14 protein-coding genes are annotated in these 15,966 nt (G+C 67.9%); 9 read left to right on the forward strand and 5 right to left on the reverse strand.

Going from position 1 to position 15,966, the window contains the following annotated elements; translation table 11 throughout:
• Window positions 1–6 precede the first annotated feature (6 nt).
• From JL100_RS19790 to JL100_RS19800, 3 genes are all read right to left on the reverse strand, one after another.
• Entirely contained in the window at window positions 7–228 is a 222-nt protein-coding gene (locus JL100_RS19790; protein ID WP_202679330.1) for a hypothetical protein, read from the reverse strand.
• Window positions 229–355: 127 nt separating this feature from the next.
• Window positions 356–1,705 carry a dihydrolipoyl dehydrogenase family protein gene (locus tag JL100_RS19795; protein ID WP_202679331.1) on the reverse strand — a complete coding sequence of 450 codons (1,350 nt, stop codon included), beginning with the start codon at window positions 1,703–1,705 and terminating at the stop codon, window positions 356–358.
• A 109-nt stretch (window positions 1,706–1,814) separates the two neighbouring features.
• Window positions 1,815–2,642, reverse strand: a complete 828-nt coding sequence (locus JL100_RS19800) for a transglutaminase-like domain-containing protein (RefSeq protein ID WP_211113006.1) — start codon at window positions 2,640–2,642, stop codon at window positions 1,815–1,817.
• A gap of 207 nt (window positions 2,643–2,849) precedes the next feature.
• Here JL100_RS19800 and JL100_RS19805 point away from each other — a divergent pair, with 207 nt between their 5' ends.
• Entirely contained in the window at window positions 2,850–3,758 is a 909-nt protein-coding gene (locus JL100_RS19805) for a cytochrome c oxidase assembly protein (RefSeq protein ID WP_202679332.1), read from the forward strand.
• An 82-nt stretch (window positions 3,759–3,840) separates the two neighbouring features.
• The gene (locus JL100_RS19810) at window positions 3,841–4,341 is read left to right on the forward strand and encodes a YciE/YciF ferroxidase family protein (protein ID WP_201078655.1); all 501 of its coding nucleotides are present in this window, start codon (window positions 3,841–3,843) and stop codon (window positions 4,339–4,341) included.
• 61 nt (window positions 4,342–4,402) lie between these two features.
• On the opposite strand, the gene JL100_RS19815 is transcribed toward JL100_RS19810, so the two are convergent.
• Window positions 4,403–5,971 carry a cisplatin damage response ATP-dependent DNA ligase gene (locus tag JL100_RS19815; protein ID WP_202679333.1) on the reverse strand — a complete coding sequence of 523 codons (1,569 nt, stop codon included), beginning with the start codon at window positions 5,969–5,971 and terminating at the stop codon, window positions 4,403–4,405.
• Window positions 5,968–7,068, reverse strand: coding sequence for a ligase-associated DNA damage response exonuclease (locus JL100_RS19820; protein WP_202679334.1), 1,101 nt, complete (start codon window positions 7,066–7,068; stop codon window positions 5,968–5,970). The genes JL100_RS19815 and JL100_RS19820 overlap by 4 nt, the downstream gene beginning before the upstream one ends.
• 124 nt (window positions 7,069–7,192) lie before the next feature.
• Between JL100_RS19820 and JL100_RS19825 the strand changes: the two genes are divergently transcribed.
• The 7 genes from JL100_RS19825 to nirB all read left to right on the forward strand — a co-directional run bounded on the left by JL100_RS19825 (window position 7,193) and on the right by nirB (window position 15,965).
• Window positions 7,193–8,128 (forward strand): carbohydrate kinase family protein, encoded by a 936-nt coding sequence (locus tag JL100_RS19825; protein ID WP_202679335.1) that lies wholly within the window; start codon window positions 7,193–7,195, stop codon window positions 8,126–8,128.
• A gap of 9 nt (window positions 8,129–8,137) precedes the next feature.
• The gene (locus JL100_RS19830) at window positions 8,138–9,118 is read left to right on the forward strand and encodes a pseudouridine-5'-phosphate glycosidase (RefSeq protein ID WP_202679336.1); all 981 of its coding nucleotides are present in this window, start codon (window positions 8,138–8,140) and stop codon (window positions 9,116–9,118) included.
• A gap of 249 nt (window positions 9,119–9,367) precedes the next feature.
• Window positions 9,368–9,943 (forward strand): ANTAR domain-containing response regulator, encoded by a 576-nt coding sequence (locus JL100_RS19835; protein ID WP_202679337.1) that lies wholly within the window; start codon window positions 9,368–9,370, stop codon window positions 9,941–9,943.
• Between the two features lie 390 nt (window positions 9,944–10,333).
• Window positions 10,334–11,761, forward strand: a complete 1,428-nt coding sequence (locus JL100_RS19840) for a CmpA/NrtA family ABC transporter substrate-binding protein (RefSeq protein ID WP_202679338.1) — start codon at window positions 10,334–10,336, stop codon at window positions 11,759–11,761.
• Between the two features lie 38 nt (window positions 11,762–11,799).
• Complete coding sequence (gene ntrB / locus JL100_RS19845) at window positions 11,800–12,675, forward strand: nitrate ABC transporter permease (protein ID WP_202679339.1); 876 nt, start codon at window positions 11,800–11,802, stop codon at window positions 12,673–12,675.
• Between the two features lie 13 nt (window positions 12,676–12,688).
• Window positions 12,689–13,489 carry an ABC transporter ATP-binding protein gene (locus JL100_RS19850; RefSeq protein ID WP_202679340.1) on the forward strand — a complete coding sequence of 267 codons (801 nt, stop codon included), beginning with the start codon at window positions 12,689–12,691 and terminating at the stop codon, window positions 13,487–13,489.
• 22 nt (window positions 13,490–13,511) lie between these two features.
• Complete coding sequence (gene nirB, locus JL100_RS19855) at window positions 13,512–15,965, forward strand: nitrite reductase large subunit NirB (protein ID WP_202679397.1); 2,454 nt, start codon at window positions 13,512–13,514, stop codon at window positions 15,963–15,965.
• Window position 15,966: the final 1 nt, after the last annotated feature.

Raw genomic sequence — 15,966 nt, forward strand, 5'->3', positions numbered from 1 at the left:
TTCGGATCAGCCGCCCGCCCACCAGGAGCGGCCGGCATCCACCGCATCGCGCACGGGCTTGACGATCCGTTCGACCTCCGCCGCGGCCCGGTCTTCGGGCACGCCGGGAAACAGGTCGTCATAGCACTGGCGCGCCAGTTCGGTGGCGGTCGCGTCATCGGCCCTGAGGCTTCGCGCATTGGCGTAAGCCTCCGCCACCGCCGCCTCGTCGTCGATACCGCGCGCCATCGAACCCGCTCCTCCAATCGATGGAGGAAACAGTACAGTGGAAACGTTTTGATATTAAACTAAATTTAGATATATATTTCGGTTTAGGACATTGGAACAGGATGCGGAGCGATCGATACCGCGGCCGCTAGACCATGGAACTGACGTCGGACCCGCCGGTGGGGTACGCGAAGGGCGTCTCCGCCAGCCGGTCGGCGGCGATCCCGTGGCGGATCGCCAGCGCGAACAGATTGATCACCTCGTCGGCGTGGGGGCCGACCAGATGGGCGCCCAGGATCCTGCCGCTGTCCTCCTCGATCAGGACCTTGTGGCCCGAGCATGGCTCGTTCAGCCGGCGCGAGCTGAACCAGCCGCCGGTGACGGCGTGGTTGACCCGGAAACGCAGCCCCCGGCGCGCCGCCTCCTCCTCCTGCAGGCCGACCGACGCCAGCGGCGGCAGGGAGAAGACGACGCTCGGCATCCCGTCGTAGTTCACCGAAGTGGCGTCCCGGCCGGTCAGGTTGGCGACCACCACCCCGGCATCGTGGCTGGCCTTGGGTGTCAGCGGCATGCCGGTCGGCGCCGCATCGCCCGCCGCGAAGACGCGCGGGTTGGTCGTGCTGCGCAGATGGCCGTCGACCTCCACCCCGCGCTTGCCCGCGGCGACGTTCCCGGCCTCCAGGTCCAGCCCGTCCAGGTTCGGCACCCGTCCCGCGGCGTGGACGACCAGGTCGGCATCGAACCGGAGGGTCCGCCCTTCCTGGTCCGCGTGGACGCGGTAACCGTCGCCGGTCCGCTCCACCGCCGTGACGGCGGTCCCGACGCGGATGTCCACCGGCAGGTCGTGGGTGCGTTCGACCAGAAGGTCCACGAGGTCGGGATCGAATCCGGCCAGCAACCGCTCGCCCCGCTGGAGGATCGTGACCTCCGCGCCGGCCCGCATGGCGAGATGGGCGAACTCCATCGCGATGTAGCCGCCGCCGACCAGGACGATGCGGCGGGGCAGCCGTTCCAGATCCAGGAACCCGTCGCTGTGGAGCAGCAGGCCGGCACCCTCGATCGGCAGGTCGGCCGGCTTCGAGCCCGCCGCCAGCACGAAGTGGCCCGCCCTCAGCACGGTGTCGCCGACCGCCATGGCGTCGGGAGCGACGAAGCGCGCGGTGCCGTGCAGCCTGGCGATGCCGGCATCCCCCAGCGAGGCTTCCTTGGACGGCGTGACGGGATCGGTGAAGCGCCGCTTGAACGCCATCATCGCATGCCAGTCCGGCACCGCCGGCGCGCCGAAGATGCCGACATCGGCGAGCTGCGCCATGGCCGCCACGGGCTCGGCCGCCGCGCGCAGCACCTTCTTGGGGTCGCAGCCCCGGAGCTGGCATGTTCCGCCATAGGGAAGTTCGTCGACGATCGCGACGTCGAGACCCGCCGCCCTGCACCCCTTCGCGACGGCCGTCCCGGCGACGCCGGTTCCCACGACGACGACGTCATAGCTTTGGGTCATATCGGTCCTCCCCAGGGCCGAGCGCCCCTCGATCAAAGAATGATGCCGTTCCGCGTCCAGCAACAACATGCCGGACGCAAACATGTCATCATGCCACCCGCGTGGGATATCAGGCGACCTGCTCCGTCCAGACAAGGAAACTCTTGAGGATATGGGGTCCGAAGGTCGTAATCATCGCGACATCCGCCGCGTCCCGGCCCTTCGCGATCGGGATGCGGCCGATCCGCGGTTCGTTGTGGCGGGCGTCGAACATGTGCCAGCCTCCATCCAGGTAGACCTCGAACCAGGCGTTGAAATCCATCGGGAACGGCAGCGCCTCGATCCCGATGTCGCCCAGGTAGCCGTTGACGAACCGGGCCGGGATGTTGAGCGCGCGGCACAGCGCGATGGACAGGTGGGCGAAGTCGCGGCACACGCCCTTCCGCTCGTCGAAGGTCTCCAGCGCGGTCCGGGTGTTGCGAGCGTGCCGGTAGCCGAACTCGACCGCGCCGCTCACCCAGTCGCAGACCGCCTGCACCCGGTCCCACCCCTCGGGCACGGCGCCGAACAGGTCCCAGGCGGCGCCGGACAGCAGGTCGGTCTCGCAGTAGCGGCTGCCGAACAGGAAGGGCAGCACCTCGGGCGGCAGGTGGTCGATGCCGTGCTGGCGCGCGCCGACGTGCCTCAGGTCCGGCAGGCCGGTGTCCCGCACCAGGCCGATGGAGCGGAAGGTGGTGACGCCGGGCTGGACCACGGAGCGGGTGCAGCGGTTGCCGTAGCCGTCGCGGAACTCCTCCACCGGGGCCGCCGGAAAGGTCTCGACCACGTCGCGCTTCAGCAGGCTGCGTTCGCGGTCGGGGTGGACGTTCAGCAGGAGCAGGACCGTGGTCGGCCGGGCCACCTCGATGGAAAACTCATAACCGACCTTGATGACGATTCCGGGGTCGGTTTGTCCCATCCGAAATGGTGCAATGATGATCGACACGCGCCTTGATACTCCAAGCCAAGTTTCGAAAGTTCTAATGCTGTCCGTCCCGGTGGTCAAATGCACCCGCCGAATGGCAGGCAACGGAATTCCACTTATATTGACTGGAAAATTTGCATCGAACGGTCGTTCCATTCGTTTACCGCCGAGGTGATCAGAATAGGGAAATCCGACATTTCGATGCCGATCCATTTGCCCCTGCTTATCGCCCTTCTTTTGCTGCCGGAGCCGGCCGTAGCCCACGGGCTGACCGTGATACCGCCGGAGGGGATCTGGTATGCTTGGTCGATCGATCCCCTGGTGCTGGTCCCGCTCGCGCTGACGCACTGGCTGTATGGGCGGGGAGTGACGCGGATGTGGACCCGCGCCGGAGCCGGACGCGGAGTTGCGCGCTGGCGCGCGGCCTGTTTCCTCGCGGGGGAAGTCACGCTGGTCCTGGCGCTGGTGTGGCCGTTCGACGCGGTGGGCGGCACCCTGTTCTCGGCCCACATGGTCCAGCACATGCTGCTGATGGTGGTCGCGGCACCGCTGCTGGTGCTGGGCGCCCCGCTCGCCCCGATGATGCGGGCGCTGCCGGAACGGTGGCGGCCGGGTGCCGCGGCGGCGGTGCGGCGGCTTCGGCCGGGGCGGTTCCTGACCAGGCCTTCGGTGGCGGCGGTGATCCAGGGTGTCGCCCTGTGGGCCTGGCACGCGCCGGCGCCGTTCCAGGCGGCGCTGCTGGACGACGCGGTCCACACGGCCGAGCACGTCACCTTCATGGCGAGCGCCGTGCTGTTCTGGTGGAGCGTGCTGCATGCCGGGCGGGACGGCCCGAACGGCTACGGCGCCGCTGCGGCCTGGACCCTGGTGACCGTGCTCCACGGCGGCATGCTGGGAGCCCTGTTGACCTTCGCGCGTGTTCCGCTCTACCCCGCCTACGGCGATTCCGCGTCGCTCTGGGGGTTGACCGCGCTGGAGGACCAGCAGCTGGCCGGGCTGATCATGTGGGTCCCGACCGGCATCATCCATCTGGGCGCCGGGCTGTGGCTGATCGGCGCCTGGCTTTCCGCCGTCTCGCGCCGCAACGCAAACGTCACGGAACCGACCTGAGACTGCGCTGTTGGGGACGGACGATCGCGAGGAGAGAGCCCTCGACACGCGAGACGAGTTCAACCCGGCAAAGGAGCACACCATGGCTGTCAAGACGATGCAGGACCTGATGATCGAGGAACTGCGCGACATCTATCATGCGGAAAAGCAGCTGACCCGCGCGCTCCCGAAGATGGCTCGGGCCGCGTCGAACGAACAGCTCAAGCAGGCGTTCACCCAGCATCTCGAGGAGACCCGCGGCCAGATCGAGCGCCTGGAGCAGGTCTTCGAGAAGCTGGACACCCGGACCCGCGGCAAGCATTGCCACGCGATGGAAGGCCTGATTGAGGAAGCCAAGGAAGTCATGGAAATGGGCCTCGCGCCCGAGCTGCTCGACGTGGCCCTGATCGCCGCCGCCCAGAAGGTGGAGCATTACGAGATCGCCGGTTACGGCACGCTGCATGCCCTGGCCTCGGCTTCCGGCATGAAGGAGGTCGCCCAGCTCCTCGAAGAGACCCTCAACGAGGAAAAGAAGACCGACGAGCTGCTGAACAAGCTGGCGGTCGGCGACGTCAACAAGAAGGCCATGCAGGCCGCCGCCTGACCTTCCGGCGCACCTGATTACCGCCCCGCCCCCTCCCGGGGGCGGGGTTTTCGCTGCCCGCCTACTCCACGATGAGCTTCTCCAGGGTCTCCAGCCGGTCCGCCTCGGCCGGCGGCTTGTCCCAGCGGATGCGGGCGACGCGCGGAAAGCGCATGGCGACGCCGCTCTTGTGCCGCGTCGAGCGGTGGACGCTGTCGAACGCCACCTCCAGCACCAGCCCTTGCTCGACCTCGCGCACCGGGCCGTAGCGCCGGGTGGTGTGGTTGCGCACCCAGCGGTCCAGCATTCCCAGCTCCTCGTCGGTGAAGCCGGAATAGGCCTTGCCGACCGGCACCAGCTCGTCGCCCTTCCAGGCCCCGAAAGTGTAGTCCGAATAGAAGGATGACCGCTTGCCGTGGCCGCGCTGGGCGTACATCAGCACGGTGTCCAGCGTCAGCGGCCCGCGCTTCCACTTGAACCACGGCCCCTTCGGCCGGCCGGCGACATAGGCGCTGTCGAACCGCTTCAGCATCAGCCCCTCGATGGAGCTCTCCCGTGCGCCGTTGCGCAGCTCCGCCAGTTCGCCCCAGGTCGAGAAGGGCAGCAGGGGCGACAGGTCCATCCGGCGCGGCCCGGTCCGGGCGAACCAGTCCTCCAGCCGGCGGCGCCGCTCCTCGAAACCGAGCTGCCGCAGATCCTCCGGCCCTTCGAACAGGATGTCGTAGAGCCGGACATGGGCCGGGAAGTCGAGCAGCATCCTGGCGGTCACCGTCTTGCGGTTCAGGCGCTGCTGAAGGTCGTTGAACGGTGCCACGGCGCCGTCGCGCAGCACCAGAAGTTCGCCGTCCAGGACGGCGTCGAACTCCATCGCCTCCAGCATGTCGGGGAAGGCCGGGCCGATGTCGTCGCCGGTCCGCGAATAGATCCGGCACTCGCCGCCCTTGGCGACGAGCTGCACCCGGATGCCGTCCCACTTCCATTCCGCCCGGTAGATGTCGGCGTCCAGCGCCGCGATGTCCTCGTCCTCCAGCGGGTTCGCCAGCATCAGCGGGCGGAAGCCCGCCCCCTCGCCGACGGCGGGCCGCTCCTCCCGCCCCTCCAGCCAGGCGAACAGCGGCAGGTAGGGCGGCGTCAGGCCGTGCCACACTTCCTCGATGTCGTCGACATTCTGCCCGCCCCATTCGGCCAGCGCCGTCTTGGCCAGCCGGGCCGAGACGCCGATACGCATCGAGCCGGTGATCAGCTTGATCAGGGCGTAGCGGCCCTGGGCGTCCAGCGCGTCGAGCCAGCGCTCGACCAGCCGGGGCACGTCGGCGCGCTTGGTCTCGGCCAGCGTCTCGACCACCTCCGCCAGGGTCGGCTCGTGGTTGGCTCCCGGCCGCTGCGGCCAGATCAGGGAGATGGTCTCGGCGGTGTCGCCGACGAAATCGTAGGACCAGCCGTACAGCACCGGATCGACCCGCGTCATGACGAGGTTGCGCAGAGCCGCCGGTTTGGCGTCGGTGAAGGTCAGGCCGCCGGTCAGCGCCGCCAGCGCGATGCCCCGCTCGGGATCGGGCGTATGGGTGAAATAGTCGCCCATCAGCCGGATCTTGCCGTTGCGCGACGGGGTGAAGACCAGGGCGTCGATCAGTTCGGCGAACCGCTTCACAGCAGCGCCCCCTGGGCCGGTGCCGCCCTTGCCGCCGGCGGCTGCTCCAGGTCCGGAAGCTCTCCCTGCCCCTCCTCGTCGAAGCCGACCAGCGCCAGGGCGCGGGCGCGGATGCCCCGGCCGGTGGCGTAATGGACCAGCGCCTCCTCCCGCCCGTGGGTGACCCAGACCTCGGGGGCGCCGACCTCCTCGATCGTCATGCACAGCTCGTCCCAGTCGGCATGGTCGGAGATGACCAGCGGCAGCTCGACGCCGCGCTGCCGGGCGCGCTGGCGCACCGTCATCCAGCCCGACGCCATGGCGACCACGGGATCGGGCAGCCGGCGCGCCCAGCGGTCCGCCACCGCCGAGGGCGGCGCCATCACGATATGGCCGACGAAGGCGTCCTTCTTCAGCCCGGTCGCCGGCACCAGTTCCCCCAGGTCCACGCCCAACTCCTTGTACAGGTTGCACAGGGGAATATGCGCGCCGTGCAGGAAGATCGGCTTGTCGTAGCCGGCCTTGCGGATCAGGGCGATCACCCGCTGGCATTTGCCGAGCGCGTAGGCGCCGACCACGTGGCTGCGCTCCGGGAACAGCTCGACCGAGTGGAGCAGCCGGGCGATCTCGCCGCCGTCCGGCGGGTGGCGGAACACCGGCAGGCCGAAGGTCGCCTCGGTCACGAACACGTCGCAGGGCACCGGCTCGAACGGCGCGCAGGTCGGATCGGCCCGGCGCTTGTAGTCGCCCGAGACGACGATCCGGCAGCCCCGGTACTCCATCACCGCCTGGGCGCTGCCCAGCACGTGGCCGGCCGGGACGAACCGGACGTCCACCTCGCCGATGCGCACCGTCTCCCCATAGGGCAGCGGCTGGAGCGACCCGCCGGCGGATTCGCCGTAGCGGGCGCGCATGATCGCCAGCGTATCGGGAGTCGCGAGTACCCGCGCGTTGTTCGGCCGGGCGTGGTCGGCGTGGCCGTGGGTGATCACGGCGCGTTCGGCCGGGCGGACCGGATCGACGAAGAAGTCGCCGGGTTCGACATAGAGCCCCTGGGGCAGGACCTTGATCCAGGATTCGGGAGGCCAAGCGTCGGGAAGGGAAATCGGAGCGGTCATGTCGGATATATGGGCAACAGGACGGGAAAAAGCCAAACCCGCCGTCATCCCGGCTCTTGCGGTGTCACCCGTTCTAAGTTCATCCTGTTCTTTAGAAGGATTCCACGAAGGAGAGGCTTACCCCATGGAGCCCACCGTCGCCTGCATCGGTGCAGCCCATATCGATCGCAAGGCCACCGCTGCCGGCCCGGTCGTCCCGGGAAGCTCCAATCCCGTCACCCTGCGGGCGGGAACGGGCGGGGTCGCCCGCAACGTGGCGGAGAACCTCGCCCGCCTCGGGCTTTCGGTCGCGATGGTGAGCCGGGTCGGCGCCGACCGGGAGGGCGACGCGGTGCTCCAGGGCTTGGCCGACGCCGGCATCGGCGTGGAGGACTGCACGCGCTCCGCCACCTCGCCGACCGCCTCCTACACCGCCCTGCTGGACCGCGGGGGCGAGCTGGTGATCGGGCTGGCCGACATGGGGATCTACGACGAGCTGACGGTGGAGCTGATCGAGCCGCTGCTGCCCAGGCTGGAGCGCATCCCGGTCTGGTTCATCGACTGCAACCTGCCGGCCGAATCGCTCCGCCTGCTGCTGCGCCGGAAGCCGGAGGGCTGCACGGTCTATGTGGATTGCGTCTCGGTCGCCAAGGCCGCCCGGCTCCAGGGCATCCTGCGCGGGATCGACACGCTGTTCGCCAACGGGGACGAGGCGGCATATCTCTCCCACGTGCCGATCCGCGCGCCGCTGGACGTGTGCGAGGCGGGCTACCGCCTGATGTGCAACGGCGTTGGCAGCGTGGTGATCACCCGGGGGCAGGAAGGAGCCTTCGTCGCCTCCCCCTTCGATTACGACTTCTTCCTGCCGCCGCCGGTCGATGTCCACGAGGTTACCGGCGCGGGCGACGCGCTGGTGGCGGGCGTCATCTTCGGCCGGATAGGCGGCCATCCCATGGAGGACGCGATGCGGATCGGCCTCGCCTGCGCCGCCTGGGCGGTGGAGGCGGCGGAAACCGTGAACCCGGCGCTTAACGCCGACCTGGCCATCGAACGCGCGGGACTTTTGCGGAAATCCGCGTAAACTACGGGCATGCACGATTACCTTGCCATCCATCCCGAGGTCGCCGAGGCGCTCCAGGCCAGAAAGGCCGTGGTCGCGCTGGAATCGACCATCATTTCCCACGGCATGCCCTATCCCCGGAACGTGGAGACGGCCCGCCTGGTGGAGCAGACGATCCGCGACGGCGGCGCCATCCCGGCGACGATCGCGGTGCTCGACGGGCGCATCCGGATCGGCCTGACCGACGACGACCTGGAACACCTCGCCAACAGCGGGGCAACCGGCCGCGAGGTCATGAAGCTGAGCCGGCGCGACCTGCCGGTGGCGCTCGCCACCAGCGCCGACGGTGCCACCACGGTTTCCGCCACCATGATCTGCGCGGCGCTGGCGGAGATCGCGGTCTTCGCCACCGGCGGCATCGGCGGCGTCCACCGCGGCGCCGAGAGCACGCTGGACATCTCCGCCGACCTGGACGAGCTGGCGACCACCAACGTCGCCGTGGTCTGCGCCGGCGCCAAGGCGATCCTGGACCTGCCCAAGACGGTCGAATACCTGGAAACCCGCGGCGTCCCCGTGCTGGGCTACGGCACAGACGAGTTGCCGGCCTTCTACACCCGCTCCAGCGGGATCAGGCTGGCATCCCGCTGCGACAGCCCGGCGATGGTCGCGCGTATCCTGCGCGCCAAGTGGCAGCTCGGCCTGAACGGCGGCGCCGTGATCGCCAACCCGATCCCGCAGTCGGCGGCGCTCGACCAGGGTTTGGTCGACGGAGCGATCGCCCAGGCGCTGGCCGATGCCGACGCGCGGGGCGTGAAGGGCAAGGACGTGACCCCGTTCCTGCTGTCCCGCCTGGAGGAACTGACCGGCGGCGCCAGCCTGGAGGCCAACATAGCATTGGTCCGCAACAACGCCGCCGTGGCGGCCTCCATCGCCCACGCCTACGCCGAGCTGAGCGCGGAGACGACGCTGCCGCCGAAGCCCCACCTGACGCGGACGCGGCCCTGGTACTGACGGGGAGCCGGCGCTTCCGGTTTTTGGGCCACAGATACACGCAGATAAACTCAGATGGGCTTCGGCATGCAGGATCTCCCGTGATCCGCCGGCGCTTATCCATGATTCATATCTGCGCCCATCTGCGTGCATCTGTGGCCAAGAAATAGAACCTCCCAACGCCTCCCCGTTCGCCGTCATCCCGTGGCCTAAGGCTTGCTTGTCCTTCACGCGATGCAGCGGTGATGACAGCCCACAGGAACGTTGGAATTGCGCCTTCTGGTCGTCGATGAGAATCCCGAGAGGTCCGATGTCGTCCTGTCCGGCCTCAAGGAAGCCGGGTATGACGTCGTCGCCACCATCAGCAAGGATGACGATCTGCGCGAGGGCATCAGGACGCACCAGCCCGACCTGGTCATCATCGACCTGGAGTCCCCCTACCGCGACTATCTGGAGAACCTGATCACGATCAACCGCGAGAACCCGCGGCCGATCGCGATGTTCGTTGCCCAGGAAGACAGCACGCTGATCAGCGAGGCGATCGAGACCGGGGTCAGCGTCTATGTCGCCGACGGGCTCAGCCCGAAGATGGTCAAGTCGATCCTCCAGATCGCGATCGTGCAGTTCACCAAGTTCCGCAGGCTCCAGGAGGAACTGGACAGGTCCAAGACGGCACTGGCCGACCGCAAGGTGGTCGAGCGGGCCAAGGGCCTGCTGATGGCGCACAAGGGCGTGACCGAAGAAGAGGCATACCGCTTCCTCCGCAAGCTCGCCATGGACCAGAACAAGCGCCTCGCGGAGATCGCGGAGAACATCCTGTCGCTCTCCCAACTGTTCAAGGGCTGACGAGGCCGTCACCCAAACCGTTGAAATAGCTTGGTTTGCCCGATCAGCCCCTGATCATTTTCCAGGCAAAATTCCGCACTGCACAATTTTTGACCGGCAGTGGCGGGATCGCAGGCAATTCGGTGGCCGTTCGGACAGTCGGGCTGGAGCGGAAGTCAGCCTTTCCGCGGCTTTCCGCGCCTGCCGAGTAGTGGCACGCGGCTTGCTAGAACAAACAGCGTGCGGCGCGGCGATCCAATGGCGGAGCGCCAGGCGCACGAGACAGTGTCGGTCCAACGGCGGAACGACCTACCCCGGATAATGGCGTCCGAATGCCGAGCGGCTCCCAACAGCCCGCTCGACGTTCCGGCGCCTTTTTTATTGCCGAGATTTCGGCCGATGGAGCGAGCGATGTCCAAGGACCCTGCACTGTTCACCTCCAAGCTCACCGCCCGGCAGGACCGCCGCGGCATCCTCAAGGCCGGCGCCTCGCTCGCCGGGACCGCGGCGCTGCTCTCCGCGATCCGGGCCGTCACCCCGGCGGGCGCCTGGGCGGCCGGCACCGACGGGATCGAGAAGCCGCAGCTGACCCTGGGCTTCATCCCGCTGACCGACTGCGCGCCGCTGGTGATCGCCTCCGAAAAGGGCTTCTTCAAGAAGCACGGCCTGGACGTGACGCTGTCCAAGGAGGCGTCCTGGGCCAACATCCGCGACAAGGTGATGATTGGGGCGCTCGACGGCGCGCACATGCTGGCCGGCATGCCGCTCGCCGCGACGCTCGGCATCGGCGCGATCCAGAAGCCGACGGTCACCGGGTTCTCCATGGACCTAAACGGCAACGCCATCACCGTTTCGACGGCCCTCTACGACCGCATGGTCGAGATCGACCCCGACACCATGAAGAAGCACCCGGTCGGCGCCGCCGCCCTGAAGAAGGTGATCGACGCCGACAGGAAGGCCGGGAAGGAGCCGCTGACCTTCGCCATGGTGTTCCCGGTCAGCACCCACAATTACGAGCTGCGCTACTGGATGGCGTCGGCCGGCATCGATCCGGACGAGGACGTCCGCCTGATCGTGATCCCTCCGCCGCAGATGGTCGCCAACCTCCAGGCCGGCAACATCCAGGGCTACTGCGTCGGCGAGCCGTGGAACGCGCGCGCCGTGCAGGCCGGGATCGGCCGCACCCTGGTGACGAACTACGACATCTGGAACAACAAGATCGAGAAGGTCTTCGGCGTCAACCAGGACTGGGCCGACGCCAACCCCAACACCCACAAAGCCCTGATCCGCGCGCTGATCGAGACGGCGCAGTGGATGGACGAGCCGGGCAACAGGATGGAGGTGGTCGAGATCATCTCGCAGAAGGCCTACGTCAACGCGCCGGCCGACGTGGTCAAGATGTCGATGACCGGCACCTTCCAGTACGCGCCGAAGGAACCGGCACTGCCGATGCCGGACTTCAACGTGTTCCACCGCTATGCCGCCAATTTCCCGTGGCGCAGCCAGGCCGTGTGGTACCTGACCCAGATGGCGCGCTGGGGCCAGATCGAGCAGCCGGTCAATTTCGCGAAGACCGCCGAGGCGGTGTTCCGCACCGACATCTACCGGGATGCCGCCAAGGAACTGGGCGTCCCCTACCCGACCGTGGACTGGAAGTCAGAAGGAACGCGGGCGGAGCCCTGGACCCTGGGGGACGCCACCCAGCCGATCGCCATGGGGCCGGACCGCTTCCTCGACGGCCGCACCTTCGATCCGGCCGACCCGGTGGGATACCTGCGCGGCTTCGAGGTTTCGAAACTCAAGATCGACCTGGACGCGCTCGCCCAGGCCAACGTCTGAACCGTCCGTTCATCCCGCTTCATCAAGGATCTCCCGACATGACCAGCGTCCCGGTGGACGAGACCACGAACTCGCCCGCAGTCCAGCCACAAACCCCTGTCGCCGTGACCTCCTCGGCGGCGGCCCGCCTCCGCGAGCGGCTTTACCAGGCGCTGCCCGACGTCGTGCTGCCGGCCATCACCCTCCTGGTGGTGCTGCTGGCGTGGCACCTGATCGCCGTCAACCTGGGCGGCGGCTTTCCCGGCATCGGGGAGACCTGGGACCGCGGCGTAGAGCTGCTGTCGGACCCGTTCTACAGCAACGGCCCGAACGACATGGGGCTGTTCTGGCAGGTGCTCTACTCGCTGGGCCGCGTGACGGCGGGCTTCCTGCTGGCCGCCCTGGTGGGGGTCCCGGTCGGATTCCTGATGGGATCCAGCGCGATCTTCCGCAAGGGCTGGGCGCCGCTGATCCAGATCCTGCGTCCGGTCAGCCCGCTGGCTTGGCTGCCGATCGGGCTGCTGCTGTTCCGCGCGGTCGATCCCTCGGCGATCTTCGTGATCTTCATCACCAGCATCTGGCCGATGATCCTGAACACCGCTGCCGGGGTCGAGGCGATCCCCAACGACTACCGCAACGTGGCGGCCGTCCTGCGGCTGAACCGGATCGAGATGGTCCGCCACATCCTGCTGCCCGCCACCCTGCCCCACGTGCTGACCGGCATGCGCCTGTCCCTGGGCATCGCCTGGATGGTCATCGTGGCGGCCGAGATGCTGACCGGCGGCATCGGTATCGGCTTCTTCGTCTGGGACGAATGGAACAACCTGAACGTGTCGAGCATCATCGTCGCCATCATCGTGATCGGGTTGGTCGGCATCCTGCTGGACATGGGCATGAACCTGATCCAGCGCCGTTTCGACCATACCAAGCGCTGAGGAGAGACCCGACATGACCGCATATCTCAGCATCGAGGGCGTCGGCATCACCTTCAATCCCCGGAAGTCGCCCGTGCCGGCGGTGCGCGACGTGGACCTGAAGATCGCCCGGGGCGAGTTCGTCAGCATCATCGGCCATTCCGGCTGCGGCAAGTCCACCCTGCTCAACATCGTCGCCGGCCTGCTGAAGCCGACGCTGGGCGGGGTCTTCCTGGAAGGGAAGCTGGTCGACGCGCCGGGCCCCGACCGGGCCGTGGTGTTCCAGAACCACTCGCTGCTGCCCTGGCTGACCGTCTACGACAATGTCCGGCTGGCCGTGGACAAGGTGTTCGGCAAGACCCGCGGCGCGCAGGAGCGCCACGACTGGACCCTGCACAACCTGAACCTGGTCGGCATGGCGCACGCCGTCGGCAAGCATCCGTCCGAGATTTCCGGCGGCATGAAGCAGCGGGTCGGCATCGCCCGGGCCTTGGCGATGGAGCCCAAGGTGCTGCTGATGGACGAGCCGTTCGGCGCGCTCGATGCGCTCAACCGCGCCCGGCTCCAGGACGCGCTGATGCAGATCCAGACCGCCCTGCGCAACACCGTCATCATGATCACCCACGACGTGGACGAGGCGGTGCTGCTGTCCGACCGCATCGTGATGATGACCAACGGCCCCGCCGCCACCGTCGGCGAGGTGCTGGACATCCCGCTGGAGCGTCCGCGCAAGCGCCTCGACCTCGCCGACGACGCGACCTACGCCCACTGCCGCGGCGAGGTGCTGCGCTTCCTCTACGCCCGGCATCGTCCCGCCGATGCCGATGCCGCCTGAGCCGGAGAACCGACCCATGAACATGATGGCAAGAACCAGGGAACGCCTCGTCGTCGTCGGCAACGGCATGGCCGGCATCCGCACCGTCGAGGAACTGCTCAAGCGCGATCCGGACCGCTACGACATCACGGTGTTCGGCGCGGAGCCCCACGTGAACTACAACCGCATCATGCTCTCCCCGGTGCTTGCCGGCGAGAAGACCTTCGACCAGATCATCCTCAACGACCGTTCCTGGTACGAACACAACTGCATCACCCTGTTCACCGGCGAGAAGGTCGAGACCATCGACCGCGAGGCCCGCACGGTGACCTCGGCCGCCGGCCGGACCGTCGGTTACGACAAGCTGCTGCTGGCGACCGGGTCCATCCCCTTCATCATCCCGGTCGCCGGCCGCGGCCTGCCCGGCGTGGTGCCCTTCCGCGACATATCGGACGTGGAAGAGATGCTGAGGAGGGCCGCCGGGGGCGGCAGGCACGCCGTCGTCATCGGCGCCGGCCTGCTCGGCCTCGAAGCGGCCAACGGGCTGGCCGCCAACGGCATGGCCGTGACCGTGATCCACCTGATGGGCACGATCATGGAGCGCCAGCTTGACGAGACGGCGGGCCTGATGCTCAAGGTCGAGCTTGCGGGCCGGGGCATCGACATCATCACCGGCGCCACCACCGAGGCGATCCTCGGGGAGGACCGCGTCACCGGGGTGCTGCTGGAAGACGGCCGCGAGATACCGGCCGACATCGTCGTCATGGCGGTCGGCATTCGCCCCAGCACCAGCCTGGCCAAATCGGCCGGCATCGAGGTCGAGCGCGGCATCGTCGTCGACGACCACATGGTGACCTCCGATCCGGCCATCCTGGCGGTCGGCGAATGCGTCGAGCACCGGGGAGCGGTATACGGCCTTGTCGCGCCGCTTTGGGACATGGCGCGCGTCTGCGCCGACCAGCTCACCGGCAACGCCGAATCCGCCTATGCCGGCACCGTCACCGGCACCAAGCTGAAGGTCACCGGCATCGACGTGTTCTCCGCCGGCAATTTCAACGGCGGCGAAGACTGCGAGGAGATCGTCTTCCGCGACGACACCCGCGGCGTCTACAAGCGCATCAACGTCAAGGAGGACTTCATCGAAGGTGTCGTGCTGTATGGCGACACCAGGGACTCCGCCTGGTATTTCCAGATGCTCCGAGATGGGGAGAACATCGCGGCGATCCGCGACACCCTGATCTTCGGCCAGGGGGTCGGGGGAGCCGCCTCCGCCGATCCCAGGGCCGCCGTCGCCGCGCTCCCGGACAGTGCCGAGATCTGCGGCTGCAACGGCGTGTGCAAGGGCTCGATCACCAGGGCGATAGCGGAAAAGGGCTTGGCCACCCTGGAGGATGTCCGCGCCCACACCAAGGCCTCGGCCTCCTGCGGGAGCTGCACCGGGCTGGTCGAGCAGCTTCTGGAACTGTCGCTCGGCGACGAATACCAGGCCGCCGCGGCCGCCAAGCCCCTGTGCAAATGCACCCACCATCCCCACGACGACGTGCGCCGGCTGATCGTGGCGGGGGAGCTGAAGAGCATCCCGGCGGTGATGCGGGCGCTGGAATGGAAGACGCCCAACGGTTGCCACACCTGCCGGCCGGCGCTGAACTATTATCTGCTGGCGGCATGGCCGGGCGAGTACAAGGACGATTACCAGTCCCGCTTCATCAACGAGCGCGCCCACGCCAACATCCAGAAGGACGGCACGTATTCGGTCGTGCCGCGCATGTGGGGCGGCCTGACCTCCGCCAAGGAACTGCGGGCCATCGCCGACGTCGTGGACAAGTTCGCCATCCCGACGGTCAAGGTCACCGGCGGCCAGCGGATCGACCTGTTCGGCGTGAGGAAGGAAGACCTTCCCGCCGTCTGGAAGGACCTGAACGACGCCGGCATGGTCTCCGGCCACGCCTATGCCAAGGGGCTGCGGACCGTGAAGACCTGCGTCGGGTCCGAATGGTGCCGGTTCGGCACCCAGGACTCCACCGGCATGGGCGTCAAGCTGGAGCGGATGACCTGGGGCACCTGGACGCCGCACAAGGTCAAGCTGGCGGTGTCGGGCTGCCCGCGCAACTGCGCCGAGGCGACGATCAAGGATTTCGGCGTCGTCGCGGTGGACAGCGGCTGGGAGCTTTACGTCGCCGGCAACGGCGGCATGAAGGTCCGCGAATGCGACTTCCTGGCCAAGGTCGAGACCGAGGGGCAGGTGCTGGAATATTGCGGGGCCTTCCTTCAGCTCTACCGGGAAGAGGCCCGGTACCTGGACCGCACGGCGCCGTGGGTCGAGCGGGTCGGCCTCGACTATGTGAAGAAGCGGGTGGTCGATGACGGCGAGGGCCGCCGCGCCCTGTTCGCCCGCTTCCGGTTCTCGCAGGTGTTCTCGCAGACCGACCCGTGGGAGGAGCGCGCTTCCCAGGGCGTCGACTCCCATGAGTTCGCGTCGCTCGCGACGGTAGGGTGAG

The sequence above is a fragment of the Skermanella mucosa genome, assembly GCF_016765655.2.
Lineage (GTDB): Bacteria > Pseudomonadota > Alphaproteobacteria > Azospirillales > Azospirillaceae > Skermanella > Skermanella mucosa.